The following is a 13,988-nucleotide window of genomic DNA, read 5'->3' as shown; positions in this document are numbered from 1 at the left end:
AGCATTTTCGTGTGCTATAAAGGATCGACATGCGGCGTACATAGCCGGGAGTGGGTCGCATGAAAATGCCGCATTTCTTGCAATTGTTTTTGAGGCGAGTGTTTATGTCCTTCCCGAAAAAACGTCGGCGTGCCCAGCAGGATGGCCAGGAGTCATTCCTCGCGGTATTGCGCCACTCGAAACCGTTTGCCCAGCTCGACACCAAGATTGCCCGCGCCCGCGCGCAGGACGAACCCGTCCTGTACGCCCACGTGCTGCCTGGTCTCGACGTGCTCCTGTGCAGCGTGCGCGGCGCCCAGCCGCCCTATCCCGCCATCGCCGAGCTGCGCAAGCGCTGCATCGAATCGATCGCCAACGCACTCGAGCAGCCGCTCGACGGCCTCGAGAACGGTGGTTATTGGTACGAAGCGAACGGCTTCGGTTTCCTCGTGTTCGCCAGCCGTGCGCGTGCGCGCATCCTGCCCGAGTTTGGTGCAGGCACGAAAGCGAGCCTGCGCGGCGGGCTCGGCCGCCAGAACGCCGGCGACACGACACCCCGCTCCCTCGGCTGATCCGCCTGCCATTCGATGGGCCGCCTCCGGGCGGCCCATCTGCCATTCACGCACCCCGCTTGCCTGTCACGACGCCTGGCGACGCCCGTTGCCGGGCCGCACGATGTCGATGAACGCGGCGAAATCGGCGCCGGCGAGCCCTTGCGCGGCGCCCAGCCGCAGCACCTGCTGCACGGTGGCCGACACCGGCATCACCGCACCCGTGTCGCGCGCCGCGTCGGCGATCGCATCGACGTCCTTCTGGAACGTGCCGAGCGCGCCGATCGGTGCATGACCGCCCGACGTCATGCGCGGCACGAACGTCTGCAGCAGCACCGAATCGGCCCAGCCGCCGGCCAGCGCTTCAGCCAGGCGGGCGGCATCGATGCCGCTCGCCTGCGCGAGGCCGACGGCCTCGGCAATCGCGGTCACCGTCGCGGTGACGATCGCCTGGTTGCACAGCTTCGCCGTCTGCCCCGCGCCCGCGTCGCCCATGTGCGTGATGCGCGACGCGTACGCGTCGATCAGCGGCCGCACCGTGTCGAGATCGGCCGCGCGGCCGCCGGCCATCACCGCGAGCGTGCCGGCCTGCGCGCCGGGCACGCCGCCCGATACGGGCGCATCGATCCAGCCGACGCCGAGTGCGGCCGCGCGCGCCGCGTAATCGCGCGTCGCGGCGGGCGGGATGCTCGAATGATCGACGATGCGTTGCAGGCGACGCGCGGCGGCATCGCCGGCCAGCAGCCCGTGCTCGCCGAACACGACGTCGCCCACCGCGCGGCCGTCGAGCACGCACACGAATACCGTATCGACGCGCTCCGCCAGTTCACGCGGCGTGCCGGCTACATGCGCGCCGTCCTTCACGAGCGCCTCGGCCTTGTCGCGCGAACGATTCCACACGCTGACCCGATGCCCGGCCGCCAGCAAATGCCGAATCATCGGCGCGCCCATCAATCCCGGTCCGCAAAATCCGACTTCCACGATGTTCCTCGTCTCCGATATGGGTTGCACTTGCCGCCCATCATACCTATCACTCAAGAAGCCGGGCACGCGCGGCGCCGCTTCGGGAACGCGACCTGCACCGGCGATATATGCCGATATCCCAGGGAGCGCATCATGAGCGACCACGTGTACAAGATGATCGAACTGACCGGTTCGTCACAGCAATCGAGCGACGACGCCATCCGCAACGCGATCTCGAAAGCCGGCAAGACGCTGCACAACCTGCACTGGTTCCAGGTGACCGAAACGCGCGGCCACATCGAAGGCGACCAGGTCGTTCACTGGCAGGTGACGCTGAAGGTCGGCATGCGCATCGACGACTGACGCGCCCGTCGCATCCCACGCCGCGCCGCGATCCGGAGTCGCGCTACACGTGCCTCCGCGCGGCGCGGCGCGCCCGCTTGCAGCCCCGTTCAGGCCCCTTGTCGAGGCCCGGCCGGCGGGTGCCTGCGGGTATCCATCTCTTGACGCTGACTTTCGTTCATATTAAAAACGATATACCCACAGCACCCCTCGATCAGCCCAGACATATAACCCGGAGAAATCATGAGTCAGCAACGCGAGGCGATCGACACGTACCTCTTGCGCGTCTTGCACACCTTGTTGATGGAGCGCAGCGTCACGCGCGCGGCCGTCAAACTGAACCAGTCGCAACCGGCGATCAGCGCCGCGCTGCGGCGCCTGCGCGACATCACCGGCGATCCGCTGCTGGTGCGCGGCAAATCCGGCATGGTGCCGACCGAATACGGGCTGCGCCTGCTCGAGCCCGTGCAGAACGCGCTGCGTGAAATCGAGCGGATCAAGTTCCAGCAGCACAACTTCGACCCGGCCACGTCGATCCGCTGCTACCGGATCGGCTGCCCCGACTACCTGAACGTGCTGTTCGTGCCGACCGTCGTCGAGCGCTTTCGCCTGGCCGCGCCGAACGCGACGCTCGAGTTCCATTCGCTCGGCCCCGCATTCGACTACGAGCTCGCGCTGGAGGACGGCAAGCTCGACATCGTCGTCGGCAACTGGCCCGAACCGCCCGAGCAGCTGCATCTGTCGAACCTGTTCGTCGACGAAATCGTCTGCCTGATGAGCAACACGCACCCGTTCGCGAAGCGCGGCGGGCTCACGCTCGACCAGTACCTGAACGCGCCGCATCTCGCGCCGACGCCGTACTCGGTCGGCCAGCGCGGCGCGATCGACGTGCATCTCGCGCGCGAACGCCTGAAGCGCCACGTGGTCGTCACGCTGCCGTACTTCAACCTCGCGCCGTACGTGCTCGTGAAATCCGACCTGATCTTCACGACGACGCGCCTGTTCGCCGATCACTACGCGAAGTTCCTGCCGCTGTCGGTCGTGCCGGCGCCGCTCGACTTCCCGCCGATGCAGTACTACCAGCTGTGGCACGAGCGCTGCCACTACTCCGACGAAGTGCGCTGGCTGCGCAGCCTCGTCGCCGAAGCCACCCGCACGCTGATCGAAGCGTAAGCGCGCACGACGCGCGCGCCGGCCACGCCGCTGCGGCGTGGCCCGAAGTGGCCCGACGTGGCCTCGTGCGGCCGCGCGTGACGGATCCCGGCCTCGACCGCCACGCGCCCGACGTGCAGCGCGCGGCGCACTCTCCCGCTCAGTGCATCAGCGCGACGCCTCCACGAGTGCCTGCGCCAGCGCGTTATGCCGCGCGATGACAGGCGGCAGATCGAGCGTCGCCAGCCGCCCCTCCCGCACCACCACCTTCCCGTTCACCACCGTGTACGCCGTCTGCGACGGCGCGCAGAACACCAGCGCCGCGACCGGATCGTGCAGCGCGCCCGCGAACAGCGGCTGGCGCAGGTCGAATGCGGCGAAGTCGGCGGCCATGCCGGGCTTCAGCGCGCCGATATCGTCGCGGTTCAGCACCTTCGCGCCGCCGAGCGTCGCGATCTCGAGCGCTTCGCGCGCGGTCATCGCATCGGGCCCGAAACCGACCCGTTGCAGCAGCAGCGCCTGCCGCACTTCCGCGACCATCTGTGCGCCGTCGTTCGACGCGGAGCCGTCGACGCCAAGGCCGACCGGCACGCCCGCGAGACGCATCTTCTTCACCGGCGCGATGCCCGACGCGAGCCGCATGTTCGAGCACGGACAGTGCGCAACGCCGGTGCCGGTGCGCGCGAACAGGCCGATGCCCGCATCGTCGAGCTGCACGCAGTGCGCATGCCACACGTCGTGGCCGACCCAGCCGAGATCTTCCGCATATTCGGCCGGCGTCATCCCGAACTTCTCGCGGCTGTACGCGATATCGTTGACGTTCTCCGCGAGGTGCGTGTGCAGCGACACGCCGTATTCGCGCGCCAGCACGGCCGCGTCGCGCATCAGCTCGCGGCTCACCGAGAACGGCGAGCACGGCGCGACCACCACGCGCAGCATCGCGTAGCGGCCTTCGTCGTGATAGGTCTCGATCAGGCGCTGCGTGTCGCGCAGGATCTCGGGCTCGCGCTCGACGACCGAATCGGGCGGCAGCCCGCCGTCGCGCTGGCCGACGCTCATCGAGCCGCGGCTCGCGTGAAAGCGCATGCCGATCCGCTGCGCGGCGCCGATGCTGTCGTCGAGGCGGCTGCCGTTCGGGTAGATGTACAGGTGGTCGCTCGACGTCGTGCAGCCCGACTGCAGCAGCTCGGCCATCGCGGTGAGCGTCGACACCTCGATCATCTCGGGCGTCAGGTGCGCCCAGATCCGGTACAGGTTCGTGAGCCAGCCGAACAGTTCGGCATTCTGCGCGGCCGGCACCGCGCGCGTCAGGCTCTGGTACATGTGGTGGTGCGTGTTCACGAGCCCCGGGATCACGAGATGGCCGCGCAGGTCCAGCACTTCGTCGGCCGTGTCGGGCAGTTCGGCGCTCGGGCCGACCGCGACGATCCGGTTGTCTTCGATGTAGAGCCCGGCGTCGCGCAGCTCGCGGCGCGTGTCGTCCATGGTCACGAGCACGTCGGCGTGCTTGACCAGCAGGGTTTTCGGGCGGGATGAGGAAGGGTTCGGCGCGCGTGCGCCAGCGTGCTGCTCGAGGTTCATGCGTTCTCCGCGTCGGTCTGCCCCAGGCGCTGATCCTGGTGGCGGTCACACAGCCGTTCGAACGCTGAATCGCGGCACGCTCCGGTGCCTGCGTCCGTTCGAACGCCCTGGCCCGGTTACCCGGCGTGCTCGCCGTCTTCGGGGTACGCGCGGGCCACAGGCCGACGCGCACGGCGGGAGGATCGCCCAAGCACGCGCCGCACACAATGCGCGATCCGGAATACCGCGCTTCACGGTTTCGATATGGTACGCCGCGCACCGCCCGGCGGAAGGCCGGAAACACCCGAAAAGCGCGCCGGAAGCGGTGTCCGGCGTACCGTCGACAGCCGCTCATGCGCGGCGCATTATCTTTGATATCGCGCCCGTATTTGCGCGGGGAACCTTTTTACAATGCCTGCACGGCGCTCGCTTCAATCTCGCCGACGGGTATGTAGCCACGTGACGTGGAGCCTCGATCCGCCGCACAGTCAATGGATCGAGTCGCCGCCGAACCTCGCATTCACACAAGGACTCAACGAATGGGAAAGCTCACTACCCACGTACTCGATACGGCGCACGGCCGTCCCGGCGCGGCAATCAAGGTGGACCTCTACGCGCTGGACGGCGAATCGCGCCGCGCGCTCAAGACCGTGCTGACCAATAGCGACGGCCGCTGCGACGAACCCCTGCTCGAAGGCGCCGAGCTCGCCGCCGGCGAATACGAACTCGTGTTCCATGCCGGCGACTACTTCGCGTCGCTCGGCGTGAAGGTGCCCGAACCCCGTTTCGTCGACCGCGTCGTGCTGCGCTTCGGCATCGCCGACACCGCTTCGCACTACCACGTGCCGCTGCTCGTGTCGCCGTGGTCGTACAGCACCTATCGCGGCAGCTGACATTCGAATCAGCGCCCGCATCAAACAAACGATTTGAGTCTGGAGGAGTTTCATGGAAGGCTTCATCACCGACTGGCTGAACCTCGCGCTGCGATGGCTGCACGTCATCGTCGCCATTGCGTGGATCGGCGAGTCGTTCTATTTCGTCGCGCTCGACAACAGCCTGAAACCGCCGACCGACCCGAACCAGCGCAAGCGCGGTGTGTTCGGCGAGCTGTGGCATGTCCACGGCGGCGGTTTCTACAACATGCAGAAGTACACGGTCGCCCCGCCGGAAATGCCGGATGACCTGCACTGGTCGAAGTGGCCGTCGTACACGACCTGGCTGTCGGGCTTCTCGCTGTTCTTCGTGCTGTACCTGCTCGCACCGAACACCTACCTGATCGACAAGAGCGTGCTCGACATGGGCCCGGTGGTCGCCGTCGCGTCCGCACTCGGCTTCCTCGCGGCCGGCTGGATCGTCTACGACTCGCTGTGCCGCATCCTCGGCACCAACGACCGCGTGCTCGGCATCTGCGTCGGCATCTACGTGGTCGCCGCCGCCTACCTCGCGTGCCATATCTTCGCGGGCCGTGCCGCCTACCTGATCGTCGGCGCGATGCTCGCGACGATCATGTCGGCGAACGTGTTCTTCGTGATCATCCCCGGCCAGCGCAAGATGGTCGACAAGATGCTCAAGGGCGAAGAGCCGAACCCGATCTACGGCAAGCGCGGCAAGCAGCGCTCGGTGCACAACACGTACTTCACGCTGCCGGTCGTGTTCGCGATGCTGTCGAACCACTACGCGATGACCTACACGAACAAGTTCAACTGGGTCGTGCTCGTGCTGATCATGCTGGCCGGCGCGCTGATCCGCCAGTTCTTCGTGATGCGTCACCGCGGCAAGCAGCTGTGGTACCTGCCGATCGGCGGCGTCGCGCTGCTGTCGGGCGCGCTGGTCTGGACGATGCCGAAGCCGGTCGCGCCGGAAGCGCAAGCGGCCAACGCACCGAAGATCGTGATCAACGACATCATGCCGATCCTGCAGCAACGCTGCGTCGAGTGCCACTCGTCGAAGCCGACGCTGATGGGCAGCGCGCCCGCGGGCGTGATGTTCGACACGCCGGACGAAGTGTCGAAGAACGCCCAGCGTATCTACGAACAGGCCGTGCGCCTGAAGGCGATGCCGATCGGCAACGTCACGCACATGACCGACGACGAGCGGACGAAGCTCGCCGCCTGGTTCGAGGGTGGCGCGAACAAATAAGCCGCCGTGCGCCGGGTGTGAGTGCCCGGTGCAATCCTCTCCGTTCTCGGGCCCGGTGACGGGCCCGTTTTTTTGGGCGCGGCCCGGATGCCCTTCGCGCGTCAGCCGCGCGTCGCGCCGCGCTGGAGCGCGACGAGCGCATCGAGCGCGCGCGGGCCGTCGTCGAACGGCACGAAGATGTGATCGTGGTACGCGGCCGCCATCACGTTGCAGCTGATGCCGGCCGCGCCGAGTGCCCGCGCGAACGCCGCCGTGAGGCCGACGGCCGCCAGGTCGGAATGCACGGTCAGCGTGATCCAGGCCGAGCGGAACAGCACCGGCCAGCCGCGACGTGCAGCCGTTTCCTCGTCGACCACGACCGTCAGCCCTTCCGCTTCGCGGAACGTCGCAATGACTTCGGATAACGATACGTCTGCATCGGCCGGCAGCGACACGAAGGCGAACGCACCCGGATGCAGTTCGGGCTGCATCGTGCGCAGCAGGATCGCGAGGTCGTTTTCAGGTTGGCTCATCGGAAGAACACGCCCGGAACCGGGCATCGTGCGGTGGAGGTGCGGGCACGATAGCATGCGCCGTCGCTACCACAGCTGCAACTACGCACGCATCGTCGCGACTTCGTCCGCGAGCCAGCCGCGCAGTGCGACGATACGCGGATCGTCCTGCGTGCGTTCGGGATACACGACGTGATACGCAAGGCCCGGCGCCACCCCGACGTTCACGTCGAACAGCTGCACGACGCGCCCTTCCGCGAGATCGCGCGCGATCATGTGCGGTTCCGCAAGACCGACCGCCGTGCCGTCCGTCACGGCCTGCACGACGTGGCTCGAATCCGGAAACGACACGCACCGGCTGTCGTCGAAACCGTCGACGCCGGCCGCGGCCATCCACGCCGACCAGCGCGGCCAGGTCACGCCGTCGACTTCGCAGTCGACATGACAGAGCGTATGGCGCAGCAGATCGCGCGGCTTGCGCAACGGCGGCCCGGCCGACAACAGTGCCGGGCCGCAGACCGCGACGACCGACGTATCGAACAGGCGCTGCGCGCACGCGTCGCGATAACGCCCGGTGCCGAAGCGGATCGCGACATCGACGTCGTCGTCGTCGAAATCGCGCAACCGGTCGGTGATGTCGAACGTCAGCTCGAACGCCGGATGCGCGGCCCTGAAACGCGGCAGGCGCGGCAGCAGCCAGTGCGTCGCGAAACGCGCGCCGACCGACACGCGCAACTCCGTCTGCTCCCGCGCGATGCGCCGCGCCCGGGCCGTCGCGCGCTGCAGGCCCGCCAGCGCATCGGCGGCCGCGGCAGCCAGCACGACACCGGCCGGCGTCAGCCGGATGCTGCGGCTCGTGCGAACGAACAGTACGACGTCGAGCTGCGCCTCGATTTCCTTGATCTGATGACTGACTGCCGCCGGCGTCAGCCCGACCTCGTCGGCCGCCCGCGAGAAATTCAGGTGCCGCGCCGCCGCATCGAACGTCCTCAGCGCGCGCGTACCGGGCCACATGCGTTCCATCGATCTTCAAACCGGATTTGATGACCGTTCCAAAACTACTCGTTTTTCAAGGTGCCATCAATCCGCAAACAATAGGCTTTCTTGACGATGCCGCGAGCCGCCCCGCGCTCGCGACCGAACCCGGAGATCCGCCGATGACCATTGCCCCGTTCCCGTCCGTCGTTCAGCTCAACGGCGGCGCCGCCACCCCGGACGCGCTCGCGCCGCTCGCATTCGCGGGCCACGCGCATTTCACCGCGATGCAGGTGCGCGACGGCCGCGTACGCGGCCTCGACCTGCATCTCGCACGGCTGCACGATGCGTCGAACGCACTGTTCGGCCAGGCGCTGCCCGACGACCGGATTCGCGCGCTCCTGCGCGCTGCGCTCGAGCGCGCGCCGTCGGCGCTGTCGCTGACGGCGACCGTGCATGCGACGACGGGTGAATTCGTCGCACCGCGCGACGACGAAACGCTCGACGTGCTGGTGCGCACCGCCGCGCCGTCGTCGGGGCCGGCGGGCCCGCTCGATCTCGCGCTGTTCGACCACGAGCGCGTGCTGCCGGAAATCAAGCATGTCGGCGAAGTCGCCAAGACGCACTTCCTGCGCCGCGCGATCGCGCAGGGATTCGACGATGCGGCATTCGTCGATCGCCACGGGCGCATCAGCGAAGGATCGATCTGGAATCTGGCGTTCTGGACCGGCGACACGGTTGTGTGGCCGGTGGCGGGCATGCTCGGCGGTGTCACGATGCGCATCGTGCGCCGGCAACTGGCACGCCTGGGCGTCGCACAGCGCGATCGCGAACTGACGCCGGCCGATCTGCCGTCGATGGCCGGCGCCGTCGTGATGAACTCGTGGACACCCGGTGTCGCCGTGCGACGGTTCGGCACGGCGACGCTGCCGGACTCGTCGTCGCTCGTCGCGCTGCTGCATCGTGCGTATGAACAGGAGATGCCCGTCGCGCCGTGACGCGCGGGCCCCGTGTCGGGCATGGCTCACCCGTCGACGGTCTCCGGCAGCCGCGCGATCGCCTTGATCTCGAACTGGAAGCCGTACAACCAGGTCACGCCGACGGCAGTCAGCGTCGGATAAGGCGCGTCGCCCCAGTACTCGGGGACGATCTCCCAGATCCGCTCGAACGTCGCTTCGGGATCGACGAGGAACACCGTCACGTCGACGACGTCGTCGAACGTGCAGCCGGCCGCGCGCAGGACCGCGTTCAGGTTGTCGAACGCGCGGCGGACCTGCGCGCCCAGTTCCGGTTCGGGCGAGCCGTCCTCGCGGCTGCCCACCTGCCCGGACACGAACAGGAAGCCGTTCGAGCGCAGCGCCGGCGAATAGCGGTTGCGCTCGTACAGTGCCCGCCGACCGGGCGGAAAAACCACGCTACGCTTTACCATTCAGCACCTCCTTCGGTTGGTGGGGCGAAACCGCCCCGGCATCGACGATGAAGGCACTTTAAGGACGGTGGCGCGGCGAATAAACCGGCAACCCTGTCCAACACTGTTTGCGCGCCCCAAACAATTCCCGACCGACGCGGAGCCCTGACCCGATGGACCGATTCGACGCAATGCAGGCATTCGCCCGCGTGGTGGAAGCCGGCAGCTTCACGAAAGCCGCCGAGACACTGCACATGAGCCGCACCACCGTCACGCAACTCGTGCAGCAGCTCGAGGCACGGCTGCGCGTGAAGCTGTTCAACCGCACGACGCGCAAGGTTGTCGTCACCGCGGACGGCGCCGCGTACTACGACCGCGTCGTGCGGCTGCTGGCCGACATGGACGATGCCGAAACCAGCCTGTCCGCGGCGTCCGCGACGCCCCGCGGGCGGCTGCGCGTGGACGTGCCGAGCCCGTTCGCGCGCCTGATCCTGATCCCCGCGCTGCCCGCGTTCCACGCGCGCTATCCGGACATCCAGCTCGACATGGGCGTGAGCGACCGCGTGGTGGACGTGATCGGCGAAAACGTCGACTGCGTCGTGCGCGGCGGCGAGCCGACCGACCGCTCGCTGGTCGCGCGGCATGTCGGCGACCTGCGGCTCGGCGTGTACGCGTCGCCGGCCTATCTCGCGCGTGCCGGCACGCCGGTTCATCCGGACGAGCTGGAGGACTCGCATCACCGGATCGTCGGGTTCCTGTGGGCGCGCACCGGCAAGCCGTTGCCGTTTGCGATGGCATGCGACGGCGAGCGGATCACCGTGCGCGGACGCTACGTGCTCGCGGTCGACGACGGCAATGCGTACCTCGAGGCCGGCCTCGCCGGGCTGGGCATTCTGTGGCTGCCCGACTACATGGCCGGCGTGCATCGCGCCCGTGGCGAACTGGTGCCGCTGTTCGAGCGATGGCAGCTCGAACCGATGCCGATGTACGTCGCGTTCCCGCCGAACCGGCACGTCAGCGCGAAGCTGCGTGTCTTCATCGACTGGGCCGCCGGGCTGATCGCCGAGCATGCGCCGGTCGCGAACCGGCGCCGCGGCGCCCACGGTTTGCGCGACGCGCGCAAGACCGCGGCGACCTGAATCGCGTCGAAACGGCGGCACCATGAAAAAACCCGCGCAGCGTGCGCGGGTTTTGGACCGGGAATGGCAGAACCGCCGGCGACGACTCAGGCCGTCAGCGCGTGCAGCGCCTCGTCGGTGAGCCACAGCGATTCCTGCAGGTCCTGCTCGTTCAGGTTCAGGCCGTCGCCGCCGCGATCGACGACGATGAAGTCGCTGACGCCGCCGAGCGCGATCAGCGGATGATGCCACACGCCCTTCGCATAGTTGACGCCCTGCCACCCGCTCGTCACGAACGCGCGGATCTTCGCCGGATCGAGATCGCCCGCGGGCGCCACGACGACGAGATACGGCTGGTCGTTCAGCGGCACGAACGCCTGGCTGCCGAGCGGGTGCCGTTCGAGCATCTTCACTTCGAACGGCAGCGTGCGCGGCTGGCCGCGGAACAGGTTGACGAGCGTGCGGCCGTCTTCGTCGGTCACGTCGACTTTCGCGAGATCGTGGAAGCGGATCGTCGTGCCGAGGTTGATCGGGATCTGCTTTGCTCCTTCCGTTTCGATCACGTCGCCGAACGGCGCGAACGCTTCCTTTGTCAGCGGTTCGATGACAAGCGTCTTCATTTGTCGAGCGTCCCCCACAGACGCAGGCGCGATACGCCGCCGTCCGGAATGATGTTCAGTCGCACGTGCGTGACGGGGCCGAGCGACGCGATCTCCTGTTCGAAGTAATGCTGCTTGTCCATCTGCAGCTTCTGTTCGCCGAGCAGCACCGGCCAGAACATCGACTGCGTGATCAGCGAGCTGTCCGTTCCGCCCGACACGTACGCGGCCTGGATCGAGCAGCGATCCGGATAGTTGCCCTTGAAGAACGCGGTATCGACTTCGATCTTGCGGATCACGCCCGGCTGCGCGAGCGCGATGATCGCCCAGTCGTTGCCTGGTTCGCGGCGGCGGCGGGTTTCCCAGCCGTCGCCCATGTTCACGCCGCGACCCGGCAGCAGCAGGTTCGACGCGACGCCGAAGTGCTGGTTGTTCGCGGCCACCACGTAACCGCCGTTTTCCATCGCCGCGAGGTCGAACTGCTCGGTCGCGCTCGCGCCGGCCCAGTCGAGCTGCGGCTGGCCGTACACGCGCAGGCGTGCAATGCCGCCGTCCGGGTAGATGTTCACGCGCAGGTGCGTGAACGCACGCGCGTCGCTCGCGTCGACATAGTGATGGCTGTTGCCCTGCAGCGTCGTCGACGGCACGATCTCGACCCACTCGGTCGCATGCGTCGGCGCGCCGTCGGCCACGAACGCGGCCTCGATCGACGCGGCCGGCGGGAAGTTGCCGGTGAAGTGGCTCGTGTCGATGTCGAAGCCCTTGATCACGCCCGGGCGCGCGAGCTTGACGATGCACCAGTCGTAGCCCGTCGTGCGCTTGCGGCGCGTTTCCCAGCCGTCCATCCACTTGCCGTGGTCGTCGTACTTGCCGGGAATGAAGACGGCCGGCTCGGGGTTCAGCATGCGGTCCTTCGGCGCGAAGAAATCGTCGCTGGCCTCGAGCGCCTGCGCACCGAGACGCGGGTCGGCAAGATTCACGTAGCGCCGCGTGAATTCGGGTGCGTTGGGATCGAGAAGCGGAACAGCCATGATGTTTCCTTGTTTCAGTGAGGCGATCCGGCCGCTGCGACGCAGCGGGCCGTACTGCGGTGTCAGGCGTCGATCAGGTCGTCGAGGCGAAAGCGCGCGATCCGGTAGATCTGGTCGAGGCTCGCGCGCAGTTCCTCGGTGCGCGAATGATTCACGCGCGACTCGAAGTTCGCGATGATGCCGTGCCGGTCATAACCGCGCACCGCGAGGATGAACGGGAAGCCGAACTTCTCGCGATACGTGCGGTTCAGCGTCAGCAGCTTGTCGAACTCTTCCTGCGTGCACTGGTCGAGGCCCGCGCCGCTCTGCTCGCGCGTCGACTCGGCCGTCAGCTCGCCGCGCACGGCGGCCTTGCCGGCCAGTTCCGGGTGGGCGTTGATCAGCGCGAGCTGGCGCGCTTCGCCGGCCGATTCCACGGCACCCGACATCGTCTTGTGCAGCGCGTCGATGCTCGCGAACGGTCGCTCGCCGGCGGCGACTTCGGCCACCCACGGCGAATGTTCGAAGATCCCCGACAGCGCCGCGACAAATGCGCTCGGCGCCATCGTGTTCAGTTGATCCAACGTGTAGCGCATCGCCTTCATGCTTTCCCTTCGTTTCGATGATTGGGCTGATACGGATGATGTTCACGCCAGTGACGCGCGATATCGACACGGCGCGTCACCCATACGCGATCGTGCTTTTCGATGTGATCGAGGAAACGCTGCAGCCCGCGGAAACGGCCCGGCCGGCCGAGCAGCCGGCAGTGCATGCCGATCGACAGCATCTTCGGCGCCTCGTCGCCCTCCGCGTACAGCACGTCGAACGCGTCGCGCAGGTAGTCGAAGAAGTGATCGCCGGTGTTGAAGCCCTGCGGCGTCGCGAAGCGCATGTCGTTCGTGTCGAGCGTGTACGGCACGATCAGCTGCGGCGACGTCTTGCCGCCCGACACTTCGACGTCCATCCAGAACGGCAGGTCGTCGCCGTAGTTGTCGGAGTCGTACAGGAAACCGCCGTATTCCGCGACGAGACGGTGCGTGTTGGGGCTGTCGCGGCCGGTGTACCAGCCGAGCGGGCGCTCGCCCGTCACGCGCTCGATCGCTTCCATCCCGAGGCGCATGTGTTCGGCCTCGAGCTCCGGCGTCATGCTCTGGTAGTGGATCCAGCGCCAGCCGTGGCACGCGATTTCATGGCCCAGCTCGACGAACGCGCGCGCGAGCTCCGGGTGGCGTTCGATCGCCATGCCGACGCCGAATACCGTCAGCGGCATCCCGCGCTTCTCGAATTCGCGCAGGATGCGCCACACGCCGGCCCGCGAACCGTACTCGTAGATCGACTCCATGCTCATGTGGCGGTCGGGATACGCGGCCGCCCCGACGATTTCGGACAGGAACTGCTCGGAGCCCGGATCGCCATGCAGCACGCAGTTCTCGCCGCCCTCTTCGTAGTTCAGCACGAATTGCACGGCGACGCGGGCGCGCCCCGGCCAGTTCGCCTGCACGGGATGGCGGCCGTAGCCGATCAGGTCGCGAGGATAGTTGGGATCGAGTGACATGGTTCGAAGTGCGGCGAAAGCTCGCTGAAATAATGGGTTCGCATCGACCGCGCGGGTGCCGCAGGCCGGCCGCGCGGGCCGATGCGATGACGGCCCAGTGTAGCGAAAACGCCCATACGCGCCCATACAGCGGCGCAGATAGTGCG

16 protein-coding genes are annotated in these 13,988 nt (G+C 67.4%); 7 read left to right on the top strand and 9 right to left on the bottom strand.

Going from position 1 to position 13,988, the window contains the following annotated elements; all coding sequences use genetic code 11:
• The first annotated feature begins 104 nt into the window (after positions 1-104).
• The gene (locus L810_RS21335) at positions 105-551 is read left to right on the top strand and encodes a hypothetical protein (protein ID WP_027784713.1); all 447 of its coding nucleotides are present in this window, start codon (positions 105-107) and stop codon (positions 549-551) included.
• Between the two features lie 66 nt (positions 552-617).
• On the opposite strand, the gene L810_RS21330 is transcribed toward L810_RS21335, so the two are convergent.
• The gene (locus L810_RS21330; protein ID WP_021160373.1) at positions 618-1,511 is read right to left on the bottom strand and encodes an NAD(P)-dependent oxidoreductase; all 894 of its coding nucleotides are present in this window, start codon (positions 1,509-1,511) and stop codon (positions 618-620) included.
• Positions 1,512-1,646: 135 nt separating this feature from the next.
• Between L810_RS21330 and L810_RS21325 the strand changes: the two genes are divergently transcribed.
• Together L810_RS21325 and L810_RS21320 are read left to right on the top strand one after the other, a co-directional pair.
• On the top strand, positions 1,647-1,856 hold the full coding sequence (locus L810_RS21325; protein ID WP_021160372.1) for a dodecin: 210 nt from the start codon (positions 1,647-1,649) through the stop codon (positions 1,854-1,856).
• Positions 1,857-2,078: 222 nt separating this feature from the next.
• On the top strand, positions 2,079-3,008 hold the full coding sequence (locus L810_RS21320; RefSeq protein ID WP_006478550.1) for a LysR substrate-binding domain-containing protein: 930 nt from the start codon (positions 2,079-2,081) through the stop codon (positions 3,006-3,008).
• 147 nt (positions 3,009-3,155) lie between these two features.
• Here the strand turns inward: L810_RS21320 and L810_RS21315 are convergent, their stop codons facing one another.
• Complete coding sequence (locus L810_RS21315; protein ID WP_021160371.1) at positions 3,156-4,568, bottom strand: 8-oxoguanine deaminase; 1,413 nt, start codon at positions 4,566-4,568, stop codon at positions 3,156-3,158.
• Between the two features lie 518 nt (positions 4,569-5,086).
• Between L810_RS21315 and uraH the strand changes: the two genes are divergently transcribed.
• Entirely contained in the window at positions 5,087-5,440 is a 354-nt protein-coding gene (gene uraH / locus L810_RS21310) for a hydroxyisourate hydrolase (protein WP_021160369.1), read from the top strand.
• 52 nt (positions 5,441-5,492) lie between these two features.
• Positions 5,493-6,686 (top strand): urate hydroxylase PuuD, encoded by a 1,194-nt coding sequence (locus L810_RS21305; protein ID WP_021160368.1) that lies wholly within the window; start codon positions 5,493-5,495, stop codon positions 6,684-6,686.
• Positions 6,687-6,787: 101 nt separating this feature from the next.
• Here the strand turns inward: L810_RS21305 and L810_RS21300 are convergent, their stop codons facing one another.
• Complete coding sequence (locus tag L810_RS21300; protein ID WP_021160367.1) at positions 6,788-7,198, bottom strand: ACT domain-containing protein; 411 nt, start codon at positions 7,196-7,198, stop codon at positions 6,788-6,790.
• An 81-nt stretch (positions 7,199-7,279) separates the two neighbouring features.
• Positions 7,280-8,200 (bottom strand): LysR substrate-binding domain-containing protein, encoded by a 921-nt coding sequence (locus tag L810_RS21295; RefSeq protein ID WP_021160366.1) that lies wholly within the window; start codon positions 8,198-8,200, stop codon positions 7,280-7,282.
• A 134-nt stretch (positions 8,201-8,334) separates the two neighbouring features.
• Between L810_RS21295 and L810_RS21290 the strand changes: the two genes are divergently transcribed.
• Entirely contained in the window at positions 8,335-9,150 is an 816-nt protein-coding gene (locus L810_RS21290) for an aminotransferase class IV family protein (protein ID WP_042975610.1), read from the top strand.
• Between the two features lie 26 nt (positions 9,151-9,176).
• Here the strand turns inward: L810_RS21290 and L810_RS21285 are convergent, their stop codons facing one another.
• On the bottom strand, positions 9,177-9,581 hold the full coding sequence (locus L810_RS21285) for a RidA family protein (protein WP_042975609.1): 405 nt from the start codon (positions 9,579-9,581) through the stop codon (positions 9,177-9,179).
• A 152-nt stretch (positions 9,582-9,733) separates the two neighbouring features.
• On the opposite strand from L810_RS21285, the gene L810_RS21280 reads away from it, so the two are divergent.
• Complete coding sequence (locus L810_RS21280; RefSeq protein ID WP_021160364.1) at positions 9,734-10,699, top strand: LysR family transcriptional regulator; 966 nt, start codon at positions 9,734-9,736, stop codon at positions 10,697-10,699.
• An 86-nt stretch (positions 10,700-10,785) separates the two neighbouring features.
• Here the strand turns inward: L810_RS21280 and L810_RS21275 are convergent, their stop codons facing one another.
• From L810_RS21275 to puuE, 4 genes are all read right to left on the bottom strand, one after another.
• Positions 10,786-11,298 (bottom strand): ureidoglycolate lyase, encoded by a 513-nt coding sequence (locus L810_RS21275; RefSeq protein WP_021160363.1) that lies wholly within the window; start codon positions 11,296-11,298, stop codon positions 10,786-10,788.
• Positions 11,295-12,308, bottom strand: a complete 1,014-nt coding sequence (alc, locus tag L810_RS21270) for an allantoicase (protein WP_021160362.1) — start codon at positions 12,306-12,308, stop codon at positions 11,295-11,297. The genes L810_RS21275 and alc overlap by 4 nt, the downstream gene beginning before the upstream one ends.
• A 62-nt stretch (positions 12,309-12,370) precedes the next feature.
• Entirely contained in the window at positions 12,371-12,892 is a 522-nt protein-coding gene (gene uraD / locus L810_RS21265; protein WP_021160361.1) for a 2-oxo-4-hydroxy-4-carboxy-5-ureidoimidazoline decarboxylase, read from the bottom strand.
• The gene (puuE, locus tag L810_RS21260) at positions 12,889-13,842 is read right to left on the bottom strand and encodes an allantoinase PuuE (RefSeq protein ID WP_027787128.1); all 954 of its coding nucleotides are present in this window, start codon (positions 13,840-13,842) and stop codon (positions 12,889-12,891) included. The genes uraD and puuE overlap by 4 nt, the downstream gene beginning before the upstream one ends.
• Positions 13,843-13,988 lie beyond the last annotated feature (146 nt).

Origin of the sequence: Burkholderia sp. AU4i, assembly GCF_000466765.1 — a bacterium.
GTDB lineage: Bacteria > Pseudomonadota > Gammaproteobacteria > Burkholderiales > Burkholderiaceae > Burkholderia > Burkholderia cepacia.
This window is presented reverse-complemented; position numbering and strand designations above follow the sequence as displayed.

Bases quoted from the DNA above. Each gene is read 5' to 3' on its own strand.
- L810_RS21335 (WP_027784713.1), top strand. From the start codon at position 105: ATGTCCTTCCCGAAAAAACGTCGGCGTGCCCAGCAGGATGGCCAGGAG.
- L810_RS21325 (WP_021160372.1), top strand. From the start codon at position 1,647: ATGAGCGACCACGTGTACAAGATGATCGAACTGACCGGTTCGTCACAG.
- L810_RS21320 (WP_006478550.1), top strand. From the start codon at position 2,079: ATGAGTCAGCAACGCGAGGCGATCGACACGTACCTCTTGCGCGTCTTG.
- L810_RS21315 (WP_021160371.1), bottom strand. From the start codon at position 4,568: ATGAACCTCGAGCAGCACGCTGGCGCACGCGCGCCGAACCCTTCCTCA.
- uraH (WP_021160369.1), top strand. From the start codon at position 5,087: ATGGGAAAGCTCACTACCCACGTACTCGATACGGCGCACGGCCGTCCC.
- L810_RS21305 (WP_021160368.1), top strand. From the start codon at position 5,493: ATGGAAGGCTTCATCACCGACTGGCTGAACCTCGCGCTGCGATGGCTG.
- L810_RS21300 (WP_021160367.1), bottom strand. From the start codon at position 7,198: ATGAGCCAACCTGAAAACGACCTCGCGATCCTGCTGCGCACGATGCAG.
- L810_RS21295 (WP_021160366.1), bottom strand. From the start codon at position 8,200: ATGGAACGCATGTGGCCCGGTACGCGCGCGCTGAGGACGTTCGATGCG.
- L810_RS21290 (WP_042975610.1), top strand. From the start codon at position 8,335: ATGACCATTGCCCCGTTCCCGTCCGTCGTTCAGCTCAACGGCGGCGCC.
- L810_RS21285 (WP_042975609.1), bottom strand. From the start codon at position 9,581: ATGGTAAAGCGTAGCGTGGTTTTTCCGCCCGGTCGGCGGGCACTGTAC.
- L810_RS21280 (WP_021160364.1), top strand. From the start codon at position 9,734: ATGGACCGATTCGACGCAATGCAGGCATTCGCCCGCGTGGTGGAAGCC.
- L810_RS21275 (WP_021160363.1), bottom strand. From the start codon at position 11,298: ATGAAGACGCTTGTCATCGAACCGCTGACAAAGGAAGCGTTCGCGCCG.
- alc (WP_021160362.1), bottom strand. From the start codon at position 12,308: ATGGCTGTTCCGCTTCTCGATCCCAACGCACCCGAATTCACGCGGCGC.
- uraD (WP_021160361.1), bottom strand. From the start codon at position 12,892: ATGAAGGCGATGCGCTACACGTTGGATCAACTGAACACGATGGCGCCG.
- puuE (WP_027787128.1), bottom strand. From the start codon at position 13,842: ATGTCACTCGATCCCAACTATCCTCGCGACCTGATCGGCTACGGCCGC.